Annotated in this window: 14 protein-coding genes; 12 read left to right on the top strand and 2 right to left on the bottom strand. The window is 67.5% G+C overall.

Features of this window, described 5'->3' with window-relative positions:
• Nucleotides 1–166 precede the first annotated feature (166 nt).
• The 3 genes from ACTHNQ_RS18025 (at nucleotide 167) to ACTHNQ_RS18015 (ending at nucleotide 1,838) form a co-directional block, all read left to right on the top strand.
• Nucleotides 167–979, top strand: coding sequence for a nuclease-related domain-containing protein (locus ACTHNQ_RS18025; protein ID WP_440335323.1), 813 nt, complete (start codon nucleotides 167–169; stop codon nucleotides 977–979).
• Between the two features lie 164 nt (nucleotides 980–1,143).
• Entirely contained in the window at nucleotides 1,144–1,446 is a 303-nt protein-coding gene (locus tag ACTHNQ_RS18020; RefSeq protein ID WP_440335322.1) for a hypothetical protein, read from the top strand.
• Entirely contained in the window at nucleotides 1,443–1,838 is a 396-nt protein-coding gene (locus ACTHNQ_RS18015; protein WP_440335321.1) for a hypothetical protein, read from the top strand. Before ACTHNQ_RS18020 ends, ACTHNQ_RS18015 begins: the two co-directional genes overlap by 4 nt.
• 178 nt (nucleotides 1,839–2,016) lie before the next feature.
• Here the strand turns inward: ACTHNQ_RS18015 and ACTHNQ_RS18010 are convergent, their stop codons facing one another.
• Both ACTHNQ_RS18010 and ACTHNQ_RS18005 read right to left on the bottom strand, forming a co-directional pair.
• On the bottom strand, nucleotides 2,017–2,472 hold the full coding sequence (locus ACTHNQ_RS18010; RefSeq protein WP_440335320.1) for a hypothetical protein: 456 nt from the start codon (nucleotides 2,470–2,472) through the stop codon (nucleotides 2,017–2,019).
• A 470-nt stretch (nucleotides 2,473–2,942) separates the two neighbouring features.
• Complete coding sequence (locus ACTHNQ_RS18005) at nucleotides 2,943–3,587, bottom strand: TetR/AcrR family transcriptional regulator (protein WP_440335371.1); 645 nt, start codon at nucleotides 3,585–3,587, stop codon at nucleotides 2,943–2,945.
• Between the two features lie 234 nt (nucleotides 3,588–3,821).
• On the opposite strand from ACTHNQ_RS18005, the gene ACTHNQ_RS18000 reads away from it, so the two are divergent.
• The 9 genes from ACTHNQ_RS18000 (at nucleotide 3,822) to ACTHNQ_RS17960 (ending at nucleotide 16,039) form a co-directional block, all read left to right on the top strand.
• The gene (locus tag ACTHNQ_RS18000) at nucleotides 3,822–5,045 is read left to right on the top strand and encodes an MFS transporter (protein ID WP_440335319.1); all 1,224 of its coding nucleotides are present in this window, start codon (nucleotides 3,822–3,824) and stop codon (nucleotides 5,043–5,045) included.
• A 26-nt stretch (nucleotides 5,046–5,071) separates the two neighbouring features.
• Complete coding sequence (locus ACTHNQ_RS17995; protein WP_440335318.1) at nucleotides 5,072–7,729, top strand: family 78 glycoside hydrolase catalytic domain; 2,658 nt, start codon at nucleotides 5,072–5,074, stop codon at nucleotides 7,727–7,729.
• 37 nt (nucleotides 7,730–7,766) lie between these two features.
• Nucleotides 7,767–8,996 (top strand): glycoside hydrolase family 1 protein, encoded by a 1,230-nt coding sequence (locus ACTHNQ_RS17990; protein WP_440335317.1) that lies wholly within the window; start codon nucleotides 7,767–7,769, stop codon nucleotides 8,994–8,996.
• 3 nt (nucleotides 8,997–8,999) lie between these two features.
• Entirely contained in the window at nucleotides 9,000–9,797 is a 798-nt protein-coding gene (locus tag ACTHNQ_RS17985) for an SDR family NAD(P)-dependent oxidoreductase (protein WP_440335316.1), read from the top strand.
• 87 nt (nucleotides 9,798–9,884) lie between these two features.
• Nucleotides 9,885–10,718 carry an SDR family NAD(P)-dependent oxidoreductase gene (locus tag ACTHNQ_RS17980; RefSeq protein ID WP_440335315.1) on the top strand — a complete coding sequence of 278 codons (834 nt, stop codon included), beginning with the start codon at nucleotides 9,885–9,887 and terminating at the stop codon, nucleotides 10,716–10,718.
• 5 nt (nucleotides 10,719–10,723) lie between these two features.
• Nucleotides 10,724–11,590, top strand: coding sequence for a sugar phosphate isomerase/epimerase family protein (locus tag ACTHNQ_RS17975; RefSeq protein WP_440335314.1), 867 nt, complete (start codon nucleotides 10,724–10,726; stop codon nucleotides 11,588–11,590).
• Between the two features lie 37 nt (nucleotides 11,591–11,627).
• Entirely contained in the window at nucleotides 11,628–13,370 is a 1,743-nt protein-coding gene (locus tag ACTHNQ_RS17970) for a family 43 glycosylhydrolase (protein ID WP_440335313.1), read from the top strand.
• Between the two features lie 35 nt (nucleotides 13,371–13,405).
• The gene (locus ACTHNQ_RS17965; protein ID WP_440335312.1) at nucleotides 13,406–14,386 is read left to right on the top strand and encodes a Gfo/Idh/MocA family protein; all 981 of its coding nucleotides are present in this window, start codon (nucleotides 13,406–13,408) and stop codon (nucleotides 14,384–14,386) included.
• Between the two features lie 156 nt (nucleotides 14,387–14,542).
• Nucleotides 14,543–16,039, top strand: a complete 1,497-nt coding sequence (locus ACTHNQ_RS17960) for an MFS transporter (RefSeq protein ID WP_440335311.1) — start codon at nucleotides 14,543–14,545, stop codon at nucleotides 16,037–16,039.
• Nucleotides 16,040–16,119: the final 80 nt, after the last annotated feature.

Below are 16,119 nucleotides of genomic sequence, written 5' to 3'. Positions count from 1 at the left end.
TCTCCGACCCTAGCCGTCGCCGCGCCCCCACCATGACGCAATGTCGGCAATACGAACCGGTATTGGGCAAACCTGACCGGACCTTGAGGATCGCCCTCCCCGGGGACGGCGCTCGTGCGTCAAGGAGGCGGCGGCTTGGTGGGGTGTGGCTGGTACGGTCGGCGTCGTGACGCTGGAACTGGGGCCAGACGACAAGCGCATGCGGCTGCGGTACGCCGGCACCTGCCATCTGTGCGGGACACCCCTCAATGCGGGAATGGACGCCGTCTACGAGCGCGGCACCCGCACCGTGCGCTGCGTGCAGTGCCCCGGCACGGTCGAGACGGCCGAGCCGGAAACGGGGGCCGCCGGAGCCTCCGCTCGCCGGGAGTACGAACGCCGCAAGCAGAACCGGGAACAGCGCATCCGCAGCGCGCACCCCAAGCTCGGCGGGCTTATCCTGGCGCTCTCTGACGACCCGCAGAGCACCCAGGCGTGGGCGCAGGGAGCCATCGGCGAGGAGCTCCTCGCTCAGCGCCTCACCGATCTGCCCGACACTTTCCGGACGTTGCACGACCGACGCATACCCGGCACGCGTGCGAACATCGATCACATCGTCGTGGGCCCCACCGGCGTGTGGGTGATCGACGCGAAACGCTACAAGAACAAACGCCCTGCGCTCCACGAAGAGGGCGGCCTCATTCGGCCTCGCACCGAGCACCTCCGGGTCGGCGGCCGCGACGGCACCAAACTCATCGCAGGGGTGCGGGCCCAGGCCGAGCGTGTCACCGCAGCCATCGGCGACGAAGCCTCCCCCGTTTTTGGTGTGCTGTGCTTCCTCGACGCGGACTGGCCTCTCATCGGTGGCTCGTTCACCGTCGACAGCATCCACGTGCTGTGGCCCCGGCTCCTCATCAAACGGATGACCGAGGCCGCTTCGCAGAACATCAATGTCGACACCGTCCACTCCCGTCTCGGGAAGGCGTTCCCCGCCGCGTGACGGTCCGCGGTCAGGAATCGGACGCGCGGAGGCCCGCCCTTCTCATAGACGGGGCCGGGCCCGTCGTCGCAGATCGGTCGCGACTGCTAGGTTCGATCGGTCTGGGATCGAGAAGGCGTTGAGTTTCGGCACGCCACTCACGGGATGGGGAGACCATGCGGGTTGTGGGACGGCTGCTCCCGCCGGTCGGGCTGGTGCTCGTGGCAGCGTTCGTCCTGTCAGGATGCGCAGCGCAGACGCCGACACTCGACCCGGTCGTGCCCGCGCCCACACCGGCAGTCAACCCGGATTCGACCAGTGCCGCGTCAGAACACATCACGTTCGTCTCGGTGGTCGACGGCAACACCATCGAGACCAGCGCCGGGACGATCCAGCTCATCGGAATCGACACGCCCGAACGCGGCGAGTGCGGCGACGATGAAGCCGCGGCCGCGATCGAGAGCCAGCTCGCCCCGGCGACACGGTGACGCTGGAGCTGCCCGCAGGAGAGAACCACCATGACCAGTACGGGCGGCTCATCCGCTACGTCACCACCACCACTGGCGTCGACCTCGGCCTACTGCAGCTCCAAGCCGGCCACGCGGTGGCCCGCTACGACTCAACCGACGGGTATCCAGCCCACCCGCGTGAGGCCGACTACCACGCCGCGCAGCTGGCCTCGCTCAGCCCGGACGGCACCGTGACCACCGTCACCTGCGAAGCGGCCGCGGCCGCACCGCCGCCCGCTCCTACCGACCGGTGGTGGGAGCAGTACTCCTCCTGCACGAAGCTGAAGAAGAACACCGTCGGGCACCCCACCGGGCCCTTCAACCACAACGACCCAACCCAGACAGAGCCATACGACTGGTTCGCCAACTGAACCGGCAACAGTGGCGACGGAGACAGCGACGGACTCGCCTGCGAGTAGCCAAGAACGGTTTCCGCTGGATCCTCAAGCGGGCACGGCTCGGTAGGAAACCGTCGGCGTGCATGCCCCCGCGGTTCGGTTCGCCGGCCCATTCCGATCGACGTCGACTCCCGCCCGGGATGCAGGGGTGTCAAGGAAGCGAACGAACAAACTGCTCGAGCCATATTCGATGCGCTGGATCGGACGGGTCTACGCCGCGGTCCAGCACCTCAACAATCCTTGCGCGACGAAGCTGAAAACTGACGAATGGCCCTCGTGGGAGGTCGTCGTCCAGTTCGAGCTCGACGTCATCATCAACTGCGACACGGTAGAGCCAGCCGCGCCCGTTCCCCGGCGCACGGCTCATCCAGGACGCCGCGGAAACGAGCGCCAGACGCTGCTCCGTGGTGACATACACGAAGTCTTCGCTCGTCCGAACCGGACCGAGCCCCGACCGCTGCTGCGCCGCGCGCGAACTCGCTGCGCCCGTAAGCGATGGGGGCAAGATCTCGCTGCCGACACGAAGAGCTGGACGCCCCCCGTGGAAAAGTGGCAGCCGGCCCGATCGGACCTCGGCGGTGAGTACCGCCATCTCCGAGTCGTCCACGCCATCACGCTATGCCAGGCACATCGACTTCGTGAAGCGGCGCGTCAGCACCCGCGAGCGGCGAGTGTTGGCCGACGACCCAGACACGAAGTTCGATACCACGCTCCTACGTGCTTGCGGCGCGAAAATGCAGATCAGGGTCAAGGCGCTCGTCGAGCCTGAAGACGTCGCACGCGATTTGGGGGATCGCTCTTCGAGCAATGCCCGCATGGCGGGCCCAGCGGGCGGTCCGCTCGCTCTCGGTGGGCCCTCGTCCGTCGAGCCGGCTACGTCAACGGTTCTCGCTACTGTCGGAAAAACCGACTGCGGGGACTGACGTGACAAAGCGTCGCTAGTTCAAATCCTGTCATCCCAGCGGTTCAGTGGGACTCCCGGTGATACTGCAAAAGTCTCCCCGAGGATTCGTCATTTCGTGGGACGGCCGCGGCGCGCGGTGACCGTGGCGCGGGGCGTCCCTAGGTATCGCGGCATCATGCAGATGGTTGCTGGTCCACGCTCGGTGTTGAGATCAATCGCATGAAGACCTCGAGCAGCGGCAGGACGTCGTGACCGGGGTCCATCAGGGCTTGGATGCGGAGACCGTCGATCATCGCCGCCAGCATCGTGACCTTGTCGTCGGCGGTGATCTCTTCGCCGTCCTCGTCGGTGCCGAAGCGTCGGCTCGACAGGTGTGAGCGCATCCGCTCGCGCCGCGCGACGAAGAACTCGTGAGCGGGATGCTCCGGATTCGTCGCGGCGACGGTGATCGCGAGCCAGTTGCGTCCCTGCTCGGGGTGCGAGAACTCGTTCCTGAGGACAGCGGACAGCACCTGCTCGGACGGCACCCGCGATTCCATGATGTGTCGGGCGAAGTCCTCGTCATCGGCGTCGCGCTGGGCGAGGGCTGCGACCAGGAGTTCGCCCTTGTCTGCGAAGTGACGCAGCAGTGCCGCGTGGGTGACGTCGGCGCGGGCGGCGATGTCACGGAGCGAGGCCCGCTCGTACCCGTGCTCGGCGATGCTCGCGAGCGCTGCGCGCACGATCTGCGCTCGGCGCGCGGGCGTCGTCGCGTAGGGCCCTCGCCGGCGATGATGTGCGCTCTCGGCCGCCGTTGCCGAGGCATCCATGCCGTTCATCTCCACCCTCCTGAGTCTCTCATCCCTCCGACTGGGTTGCTAATCGTAACCAGTGTGGTTACTCTTCAGGAACGCTAACCATGTCGGTTACATTTGGCGAGCCTCGGCTTGCTCGCGATCACGCGCGGCAGCGGGATCGGATCACACGATGAAGGAGTCATGATGACCAACAACCTCAGGGAGAGGCACGAGGCGATTGCTCCCAGCGGAGTCGCGTCAGAGCCAGACCAGCCGATGAGCCGCAGCTACATCTTCTGGCTGATGCTCGCCAGCTTCGGCGCGTCGATGGCGATGATGGTGCCGCTCTCGTACGGCATCGCCGTCCGGATCACCGAGCTCGCTCCGGGCCACGAAGAAGTGCTGGGTTACATCACAGGCTCGGCGCAGCTCGTTTACCTCGTCGTCAGTCCGCTGATCGGCATCTGGAGCGACCGGACGCGCTCCCGCTTCGGCCGCCGCTCACCCTTCATCTACCTCGGCACGACGATCGGACTGATCGGGCTGGTCGTCATCGGGCTGGCGCCGACGCTGCTCGTCGTCGGTGTCGGGTGGGCGCTCGGCATGACCGGCTGGTCGATCGCCGGCGCCGCCCTGCAGACAGTGCAGGCCGACAAGCTCCCCGAGAAGCAGCGCGGAAAGGTCGCCGCCCTCACCGGTCTGATGACGCAGATCGCACCCGTCCTCGGAATCGGCGTCGCCTACGCCGTGTCGTCCAGCACCCTGCTCATCTTCCTCGTGCCCGGCCTCATCGGCGCGGTGATGCTTGCGCTGTTCCCCCTCGTCAAGCCCGAAGGCAGTTCCAAGGACCTTCCGCGGACGACCGGCGTCACCGTGAAGTCCGTCGTCACCAGCTACGGCTTCAATGTGCGCAAGTACCCCGACTTCGCCTGGAACTGGCTCGGTCGCTTCATCTTCTTCGTCGGCCTGTACTTCAACACCACGTTCGGCACCTTCTTCTACGCCCAGCGCCTCGATCTCCCGGTGCGTGACGTCGCCGGCATCGTTGCGACGGTGGGGATGGTCGGCGTGCTCGCGGCGGCGGCCGGCGCCATCGTGGGCGGATTCCTCTCCGACAAGCTCCAGCGCCGACGCCTGTTCGTCATGCTGGCCGCGCTCCTGTTCGTCGGTGGCGCGCTCACCGAGGCCACCGCGTGGTCGCTGCCGCAGATCATCGTCGGCGCGGTCCTGATGCAGCTGGCGATCGCGGTGTTCGCCACCGTCGACCAGGCGATCATCTACGCGATCATCCCCGAGCGCGATCAGGCCGGTCGGTACATGGCCGTCATCCAGTTCGCGCAGAAGATCCCCAGCGCGGTCGCGCCGCTGCTCGCGGGGGTGGTCATCACGATCGGCGCCATCGGCGGGGAGAAGAACTACACCCTGCTCTATCTCACGGGCGCCCTCTTTGCACTCATCGGCGGACTAATCATCCTGCTCAAGGTCAAGTCGGTCCGCTGAACCACCCGAGCCGAGAGAGGACCCTGATGTCGCGCAACGCCCCCTTCGCCCTGTCTGTCGACAGCGGCGGCGATGAATTCGTCGCCACCGGCGATCGCCCTCGTCTGTCGTTCGTGAGTGACGGCTCCGACCTGCACATCATCGAGGCGACGATCGACGGTGGCACTGTCGTCACTGCCGAGGTTCGCGGGCACCGATTCGTCGAGTGGCCGTTCGCCGCGCTCCGCAGCGGCAGCCGCGTGCGGTGGAGGGTTCGGCGGGCAGCGCCGGATGCCTCATGGTCGCAGCCCGCGGTGTTCGAGGCGGGGCTGCTCGACGCCGACTGGACGGCCGAGTGGATCTCTCCGGTCGAAGCGGCTGATGCCGGCTCCGGCGAACGACCGGCGCACGTGCTCAGCGCAACGTTCGCCCTCCCCGCAGGGATCGCATCGGCGCGCCTCTACGCGACCGCGCTCGGCATCTACACGGCGACGGTGAACGGATCGCGCGTGGGGAGCGATGAGCTCGCGCCCGGCTCGACGTCGTACGATCGCACGCTGTACGCGCAGGCGCACGACGTCACCGCCCTCCTCGAAGCAGGGGCGAATCGCATCGACATCGAACTCTCGGACGGCTGGTACCGCGGACAGGTCGGCGCCTTCCGACTGCCCGCCAGCTGGGGGACCACGCTCGGTGTGCGGGCGGAACTGCACGTGCGGCTCGCCGACGGCACCACACAGGTGATCGTCACCGACGGCACCTGGACGAGCGTGCCGTCGACCACGACCCGCGCTGACCTCATGGGAGGTCAGACGGTCGACTTCGCCGCGACGCCCGAAACCGCGACCGCGGTGCGCGTCGGCGCCATCGTCGATGCGCCGTCGATCGCGTGGTCGCCTGCGCCGCCCGTGCGCGTGCTCGAATCTCGCGCCCCGGTCGCCGTGACCCAGGTCGCTCACGGCGTCACCGTGATCGATTTCGGCCAGAACGCGTCGGGCTGGGTGCGTCTCACCGATCTGGGTGCTCCGGGTACGCGCACGGTGATCGATTACGGCGAGTACGTGGATGCCTCGGGCGACCTGTCGACGGCTCACCTCGACTCCGAGCGGCCTGAGGGGCGCAAGGTCTTCGTGCAGCGCGACGAGGTCGTCGCCGGCGCTGCGGGTGACGTGTTCGAGCCACGCCACACGGTGCACGGGTTCAGGTACGCCCGCGTCTCACGTGCGGGCGAACCGCTTGACGCGGCATCCATCACCATGCAGATCGTGCACAGCGACCTCAAGCGGACCGGCACGTTCGAGAGCAGCGACGAGGACCTCAACCGCCTGCACGAGATCGCCGACTGGAGCTTCCGCGGGAACGCCGTCGACGTGCCCACCGACTGCCCGACGCGCGAGCGCCTCGCGTGGACCGGCGACTACCAGGTGTTCGCGCCGACGGCGACGCGTCTGTACGACGTGCTCGGATTCACGCGCAAGTGGCTGCAGTCGGTGCGCGACGACCAGCTCGACGACGGACGCATCGCGAACTTCTCGCCCGACGGACGCCGGATCAAGCACCATCTCGACGACCAGTTCGCCATGATGACCGGGTCTTCGGGCTGGGGCGATGCGATCGTCGCCGTGCCGTGGGAGATGTATCTCGCGTACGGCGACCGCGCGGTGCTCGAGGAGAACTACGACGCCATGGTGCGCTGGGTGGAGTGGGCGCTCGAGAAGGCGCGCACCACGCGCCACCACGCCCGCGCTCAGGCCGCCCCCGACCCGGAGCCGTTCGAGCAGTATCTGTGGGACGGCACGTTCCACTGGGGTGAGTGGACCGAGCCGCGGGAGCGGGATGCCGAAGGCAACCGGATCGACCCCATCAAGCACAACCCGATGGCGTGGTTCATGGCCGACAAGGGCGAGGTCGGCACCGCCTACCTGCACCGCTCGACCGCGACGGTCGCCCGGATCGCTGAGATCCTGGGATACGAGGCGGATGCGGCGCGCTATGCCGAGACCGCCGAACGGGTCGCCGACGCGTGGCGCCAGGCCTACCTGAACAGCGACGGCACCACGGTCACCGACACCCAGGCGGCGTACGTGCGCGCGCTGTCGTTCGGGTTGATCCCTGCCGACCTTTGCGCTGCCTCACTCGACCGACTCGTCGAGCTCATCCGGGATGCGGGAACTCACCTCGGCACCGGCTTCCTCGCGACGGGCGACCTGCTCCCGGTGCTCGCAGACGCCGGGCGAGCCGATGTCGCGTACGGGCTGCTGGCCCAGCGCACCGCGCCGTCCTGGCTGTACATGGTCGACCGCGGTGCGACCACGATCTGGGAGGACTGGGAGGGCATCGACGAGAACGGCGACGCCCACGAGTCGCTCAACCACTACAGCAAGGGCGCGGTGATCCGGTTCCTCCACACCCACACGCTCGGGCTCCGGCAGGATGCCGGCTCGATCGCGTGGGAGAAGATCACGATCGCTCCGCTGCCTGCACCAGGCATGACCTGGGCGCGGGGATCGTATGACGGCCCGCAGGGCGAGATCGCGGTCGAATGGCGCATCGAAGGCGACAGCATCCGCATCGTCGCCGACGTCCCCGCCGGCACCGCCGCGCGCATCGTCTTCCCCGACGGCACCGCCCACGCCGCCGGGCCGGGCCGTTTCGACCAGACCGCCGGATTCCCGGCATCCACCCTCGCCGTCGCCACCCGGTGACGCGCATCCGACGCATCGACGCGAAAGAGAGAACGGCATGACCAGCTTCCCCGACGGCTTCCTGTGGGGTGCGGCAACTGCCGGCCACCAGATCGAGGGCAACAACGTCAACAGCGACTGGTGGGCGCGCGAGCAGATGATGCCGGGCATGGAGCTGTCTGGCGACGCCGTCGACAGCTACCACCGCTACCGCGAAGACATCCAGCTGCTCGCCGACGCCGGCCTCACCTCGTACCGGTTCAGCCTCGAGTGGTCGCGCATCGAACCCGTGCGCGGGCACTTCTCGAAGGCCGAGCTCGCCCACTACCGCCGGATGATCGAGTTCTGCCTCGAGCTGGGCGTGACGCCGGTCGTGACGCTGCAGCACTTCACGACTCCCCAGTGGTTCGCAGCCCTCGGCGGGTGGGACGGCCCCGAGGCGCAGGAACTGTTCTGCGCGTTCGTCGAGCAGGCCTGCACCATCCTCGACGGAGTCGAGTGGGTCGTGACGATGAACGAGCCCAACATGCAGGCCGCGATCATGACCGCCATGCGCCACCTCGCCGCCTCGGGTGGCGAATGGACAAGCCCGACTGTCGAAGCCGAGGGCGACGACGAGAAGAAGCAGACGCACAGCGAGTTCCTCACCTACGCCGATCCCGAGATCGGCCGTCTGTTCACCCGCATCCACCACGCTGCCCGTTCGATCGTGCGCGAGCGCACCGGCGCGAAGGTCGGCTGGACGATCGCCGCCGGCGCGCTCACGGCAGCCCCGGGCGGGAAGGAAAAGCTCCTCCAGATCCGCTACGGCAAGGAGGACGTGTACTGGGAGGGCAGCCGCGGCGACGACTTCGTCGGCGTGCAGGCCTACAGCTCGCAGGAGGTCGACGCCAACGGGCTGGTGCCTCACCCGCCGCACCCCGACAACACGCTGGTCGGCACGGCCTTCCGGCCCGACTCGCTCGCGATGGCCGTCCGTCACGCATGGGAGGTCAGCGAGCACACGCCGATTCTCATCACCGAGAACGGGATCGCCACGGCCGACGACACCCAGCGCATCCGCTACACCGACGAGGCGCTCCGGGGCCTGCTCGGCACGATCGACGACGGAATCGACGTGCGCGGGTACCTGCACTGGTCGCTGCTCGACAACTTCGAGTGGGGCCACTGGGAGCCGACCTTCGGTCTGATCGCCGTCGACCGTGACACCTTCGCGCGCACGGCGAAGCCCAGCCTCGGCTGGCTCGGCGAGGTGGCGCAGCGCAACGCGCTGTCGCGAGAGGGCTGACCGATGAAGATCTCGGGCAAGACGTTCGTCGTCACCGGCGCCGGCAACGGCATCGGTCGCGAGGTGACGCTTCAGCTCCTCGCCGCCGGCGCTTCGGTCGCGGGCGTCGACCTCAACGACGCCGGCCTGCAGAAGACCGCGCAGCTCGCCGATGCCGGTTCCCGGTTCACTGCGCACGTCGTGAACATCACTGACAGGGATGCCGTGGAGTCGCTGCCGGCGCAGGTCACGGCGTCCCACGGCCCCGCCGACGGCGTGATCAATGTCGCGGGCGTGATCCAGAAGTTCGTGAAGGTCGCCGATCTGCCGTACGCGGAGATCGAGAAGGTCATGAACGTGAACTTCTGGGGCACGATGAACATGGTCAAGGCGTTCCTGCCGGTTCTGACCTCGCGTCCCGAAGCTGCTCTCGTGAATGTCGCGAGCATGGGCGCCTATGCCCCGGTTCCCGGTCAGGCGGTCTATGGCGCCTCCAAAGCAGCGGTGAAGGTGCTCACCGAGGCGCTCTACGCCGAGCTCCTCGACACATCCGTCGCTGTGACGGTGATCTTCCCGGGGGCGATCGGCACTGACATCGCCGCGAACTCGGGCGTCGCGCTGTCCGACGGGTCGCAGGACGCACCCGCGTACAAGACGACACCGCCGTCTGTGGCGGCAGCGACGATCGTCGACGCGATGGTCAAGGGCAAGTACCGCGCGACCATCGGGAGCGACGCCTCCGCGATGGACAAGCTGTCGCGTCTCAGCCCCCGGCGGGCCACCACGCTCATCGCCAAGCAGATGGGCGCCCTGCTCAACTGACCCTGCGGGCGCTGACGTCCTCTTGGTCAGCGCCCGCCTTCGAACACCCAGACGAACCCGCTGAATTCAGCACGCAAAGGAGCACCCATGTCATTCCCGTTCGCCGATGTCTCGGATCGCCCGATTTCGGACCTTCTCTCACTCGGGGGACGCCGTGCCGTCGTTACCGGCGCCGCGCAGGGCCTCGGCAAGGCTATCGCCTCGCGCCTGGCCGAAGCAGGCGCTGACCTTCTGCTGATCGATCTCAACGCCGATGCGGCCGCTGTCGCGGCCGCGGAGCTGTCGGGGCGGTACGGCGTCCGAGCCGTGTGCACGCGCGCCGACGTCGCCGACGCGGCGTCGGTTGCCGCGGCGGCCGACCTCGCCGTCGCTGAACTCGGCGGCATCGACATCTGGGTCAACAACGCCGGGATCTTCCCGAACGCGCCCGTGACGATGATGCCCGACGAGATGTGGGATGCGACCTTCGCCGTCAACGCCCGTGGCGTCTTCCTCGGAGCCCGCGAGGCCGCGCGCCGGATGTCGGCGGACGGGTGGGGCGGCGTCATCGTGAACATCGTCTCGACCGCCGGGGTGCAGGTGGCGTTCCCGGGTATGGCCGCCTACGTCGGCTCGAAGCACGCGGCCCTCGGCATGACCAAAGCGCTTGCGGTCGACCTCGCCCCGCTCGGCATCCGCGTGCTCGGTGTAGCCCCCAGTTTCGTGCCGACCGAGGGCAACATCGCCGCCGCGAAGGCCGGGGCCGAGGCCGCCGCCGCGGCCGGGATCGAGATGCCCCCGCTCGACGTCATGGCCAACAGCATGATCGGCCGAATGGGAACCCCTGACGACATCGCCCGCGTCGTGCTCTTCGCCGCGAGCGACCTCTCGATGATCATGACCGGAAGCACGCTGATGGCTGACGCCGGCGAGACGCTCTGATCCACATGCCTGCCACGGAGCGGCCGCTGCGCGCGATCCAGCAGATCCAGATCGGCCGAGTGACCTCCACCGAGAGCCAGGCGCGCGATACGCTCGCGCGCCTGGCTTCGGCGGGGTTCGAGGGGATCGAGCTCAACGGCTTCATGACCCGCCCGACACCGCTGTTCGTGCGCGCGCTCACGAAGGTCGCGGGCATGCCGGTAGGCCGCGGCGGGCGGCTCGACTGGCCGCGCCTTGTGGCGGAGTCGGGGCTGTCGGTCGTCGCGCTGCACGAGGACCTCGGCACGATCGAACGCGAACCTGCCGCCGTTGTCGCGCGGGCCGCCGAGTTCGGCACACGCACCATCGTGGTGACCGGCATGTACCGGTTCGACTATGGCGACGAGAGCGCGGTGGTGCGGCTGGCGCAGCGCCTGAACGCCGCCGGTCAGGTTCTCGCCGCCGCGGGCATGCGCGTGCTCTATCACAATCACACCGCCGAGTTGCGGCGCGTGAGTCCATCGCGAACCGCGTTCGACGTGTTGATCGAACTGACCGATCCGGACGCTGTCGGGTTCGAACTCGACTGCTTCTGGGCGGCCACCGCGGGGGCCGATCCGCTCGCGCTGCTGGACGCCCTCGGCGAGCGCGTGCGTCTGCTCCATCTCACCGATCGCGGTTCGCGCGTCACCGGTCCGACGATGACCCCCATCGTGAAGGTCGACAGCGTCGAGCTCGGCGCGGGAAACCTGGCGGTCGACGCGATCGTCGGCCGTGCAGCATCCCTGCGCATGGATGCTGTCGTCATCGAGACCCACAAGAACTGGATCGACGGGTCGCCGCTGCGCAGCGCCGAGGTGAGCGCCCAGGTACTGCGGCGCCTCCTTCGCTGACCACTCCCTCGATGACCTCATCTGCTCAAGGACCCTCATGACCGGCCGCATCGTCTGCAACCCGCTCGACCTCGACTACCGCTACCAAGATGTGCGCGGGGTGTTCGGCGGTCGCTCCGTACATCGTGAAGCGGCGGACCCGACCGTCGTGGTTTACCGGGACCGCTACTACATGTTCGCGTCGATGACCCGTGGCTTCTGGCACTCCGACGACCTCGTCACCTGGACGCACCAGCCGTCGGAGCGGATCCCTGCCACCGACTACGCACCCGACGTGCGCGAGGTCGATGGCGCGTTGCTGTTCACGGCGTCCCGCCGTTCGAAGGGGCGCTTCTTCCGCAGTGTCGAACCGCTCGACGACGACTTCGAGGAGATCGCCCCCAGCGACATCGCATTCTGGGATCCCGATACCTTCCAGGACGATGACGGCAGGCTCTACCTCTATTGGGGATGCTCTCACAAAGAGCCGATCCAGGGGGTCGAGCTGGATCGCGACACCCTGCAGAGCATCGGCGAGCCTGCCGCCCTGATCTCGGCCGACACCGACAGCCGTGGCTGGGAGCGGACCGGAGACGACTATGTGCCCGTTGAGCGCACCGGCCTGGCGGGAAAGGTCATGGACGCGTACATCGGCGACGCACCGTTCATCGAAGGCGCGTACGTCAACCGCGTCGGCGACCGCTACTACCTGCAGTACGCGGGCCCCGGCACACAGTTCAACACCTACGCCGACGGATGCTTCGTCGGCGCCGGTCCACTCGGCCCGTTCGAATACGACCAGAACAGCCCCTTCTCATCCAAGCCGGGCGGGTTCATCACCGGCGCGGGCCACGGCAGCACTTTCCAGGACCGGCACGGCAACTGGTGGCACGTTGCCACGATGCGCATCTCGGTGAACGCGGACTTCGAGCGTCGGCTCGGCCTGTTTCCCGCGGGCTTCGACGAGGACGGCGTGCTCTTCTGCAACCAGAACTTCGCCGACTACCCGATGCAGGTACCCGACCGGGCATTCGACCCGTGGACGGAGGCATCCGCTGGATGGATGCTGCTGTCGCACCGTGCCGCGACGACGGCTTCTTCCTCCCTCCCCGGCCATGCCCCAGAACTCGCGACGGATGAGTCCGTGCGCACGTGGTGGGTCGCCGGATCGGATCAGCCGGGGGAGTGGCTGTGCGTCGATCTGGGAGATGAGGCCACGGTGCACGCACTGCAGGTCAACCTCGCCGATCACGACCTTGCGCCGCGAGCGCCCAAGCGTCGCGACCTCCACCGTGCGACGCTCGGCAAGCGCGCCGTATATCCGGATGCGCAGCCGACCGAGTTGCGGGTGGAGGTGTCGACCGATTCAGCGGAATGGGTGACCGTGCACGACACGATCGGCACGCGCGCCGACGCACCTCACGCGTTCGTCGAACTCGAGGAGCCGCGACGGGTGCGGTACGTGCGTGTGACGTCCGGAGTCATGCCCTTCGGGGGCCACTTCGCGGTGAGCGGCCTTCGTGTCTTCGGTCTTGCCGACGGTCCGAAGCCGCTGGCGGTCACACCGACCGGCAAACGCACCGATGAGCTCACCGCGAGGCTGGCCTGGGAGCCAGCGCCGGGTGCGGTCGGCTACAACGTGCGCTACGGCACGTCGCCCGGGAAGCTTTACCACAGCTGGCTCGTCTACGAACGTTCCGAACTGGTCGTCGGGTCGCTCAATGCGGGCGTGCCGTATTGGTTCGCGGTCGACAGCTTCAATGGCGCCGGCGTGACAGAGGGCACGGCGACTCGGATCTAGCAGCGCGCAACGGCGCTGAAGAGAAAGGAGCAACGATGCTCAGCTGGGGGATCATCGGCACCGGAGACATCTCGGAGAAGCTGGTAGCCGACCTCACCGCGCTCCCAGACGCGACCGTCACTGCAGTGTGGGGGAGGTCGCCCGACCGAGCCGATCACTTCGCGCGAGGCCACGGCATCCCGTTCTCGACGGTGTCGCTCGACGAACTCCTCGCCCGGATCGACGTCGACGTGGTCTACATCGCCACGCCGGCGCACACGCACGCCGACGTCGCCGTCGATGCGCTCCATGCCGGCAAGCATGTGCTCATCGAGAAGCCGATCGCCACGAGTGCCGAAGACGCCGAGCGCGTGTACTCGGCGTCGAGGGCTGCGAGGCGTTTCGTGATGGAGGCCATGTGGATGCGGTTCAATCCGCTCCACGTCGAGGTGATCGACCGCATGCGCGACGGTCTCCTCGGCGAAGCCCACAGCGTCCGGGCGAGCTTCGGCACTCCGTTCCAGGCGCGGGGCCGCGTCCTCACTCCGGCGCAGGGCGGCAGCATCCTGCGAGACCGTGGCATCTACCCGGTCACCCTCGCGCACTGGTTCCTCGGCGAGCCGACCTCGCTCGCGGCATCCGGTGTCTTCGAGGACGGCACCGACATCGACGGGCACGCCACGCTCGAATACGACCGGGCCTTCGCGCAGCTCTCGTGGTCGGGCATCCGCTTCCTCGATCTCACGGCGACCGTCACAGGAGAGCGGGGGTGGATCACCATCGATCCGATGTTCTGGGCCGGATCCCGCGCCCGCGTGCACGCGGGATCGGTGGAGCGGATCTTCGGCACCCCTGAAGTTATCGAGCATCCCCGGCAGGGGAACGGCTACGGGCCGATGCTCGCCGCGGTCACCGATGCGATCGGGCGCGGGAGCCTCGAGCACCCCTGGCACACGCATTCGGATTCGCTCGCGATCACTCGCATCCTCGATGCGCTCCTCGCGGGAATGTCGACCGTACGTGACATCGCGACTTAGCCGAACACGCGCGCGCCGCTTTACTGCTGTTCGTGACGATTCGGTTCTATTCGGCCGTCGATCCGCCGACTTAGCATTGCGGTCGTCTCAGACGCGCGACGTGGATCGACTCCCGTCTTCGGTCGTGACAGTATCCCCAAAGGAGTGTGAAACGCGATGGCGCGTAACCCGAAACCGACAGCCAGCGAAGCCGACGGCGTCAGCTACCGACGTGCGCGCACCTGGGAGATCGCCTTCTCTCAGTTGAACAACGGCTCGGCGATGATCTTCTATGTCCTCGTCGGCCTCATGAGCTACTTGCAGAACGCCGGCTATGGCATCGCCGTGGCCGTCGCCGGCATCATCCTCACCGTCACCCGCGTGTTCGACGGTGTGATCGATCCGCTCGTCGGCCTCATCATCGAGAAGGTCCGCTTCCGGTTCGGCAAGCTGCGCTTCTTCATGCTCACCGGCTGGGCGATCCGATCGCTGGCGATCCTCATGCTCTTCGTGTGGGGGTCGAACGCGGGCCTCGGCCCCGTGTTCTTCATCGCGTTCTACCTCGTGTACATCATCGGGTCGTCGATGAACGACATCGCCGGTCAGATGTCGGGCCCGGTGCTCACCAACGATCCTCGCCAGCGGCCGACGGTCCAGGTGTGGGCGACGGTGTACGCCTACCTGATCCCCTCGATCTTCACCATCGTGTCGACCGTCGTCTTCCTGCCCCGCCACGGCAACGAGTTCACGCTCGGGATGCTCAGTGAGACCGCGATCACCTACGTGGCCTGCTCGCTGGTCTTCCAGATCCTCGCGTGCATCGGCGTGGCCCGCGTCGACAAGCCTGAGAGCTTCACTCACCTCGCGGTGACGAAGAAGGATGCCGAGGTCTCGGTCCGCGACATGTGGAATGTGCTCGCCCACAACGGCTCGTTCCTGAGGTACCTCATCAGTGGTGCGTCCGACAAGCTCGCTCAGGTCGTGAAGTCGCAGGCCGTGATCGGAACCTTGATGTGGGGCATCCTGCTCGGCAACATGCAGCTCGGAACCACGCTCAGCCTCATCGCGATCCTGCCCGGCATCGTGTTCGCGATCTTCGGTGCGCGGTACACGGGCAAGCACGGATCGAAGGCCGCCACGGTGACGTGGACCTGGATCTGCATCATCCTCGCGGCTGTGCTCGCCGTGTTCTGCGTGGTCGTCGACCTGCGTTCGGTGCTCGGCAGCCTTCCGCTCACGATCGTGTTCTTCCTCGTGTACCTGCTGCTCAACGGCGCGTCGATGGTGGTCACGGTGGCCTCGGGTGCGATGCGCGCCGACGTCATCGACTACGAGCTCGACCGCTCCGGCAAGTTTCTTCCTGCGACGGTGACCGCCACCTACAACTTCGTCGACCAGATCATCTCGTCGCTCGGGTCGACGCTGGCGCTGGGGGCCGTGGCTTTGATCGGCTTCTCGGCCGTCATGCCGCAGCCGACCGACAGTCCGAACACGGCGATCCTCTTCATGACGATGGCGCTCTTCTTCGGTCTGCCCATCCTCGGGTGGATCTGCACGCTCATCGCCATGCACGGCTACAAGCTGACCCGCGGCGAGATGATCGAGGTGCAGAAGCGCGTCGCGAGCCGGAAGGCCGAGCTCCAGGCGGATGCCCCGGCGGAGGCCACCGTCTGACACGGAAAGTCGGCAGGTCGAGGCCGCGGATGCGGGCGTGGATGCGCCGGTGTCCGCGGCCTTCGGTCATCTCGCGTGCA

Source organism: Microbacterium sp. (genome assembly GCF_051953575.1).
GTDB lineage: Bacteria > Actinomycetota > Actinomycetes > Actinomycetales > Microbacteriaceae > Microbacterium.
Note: the sequence above shows the minus strand (reverse complement) of the source record. Positions and strands in the feature narration are given on the sequence as shown.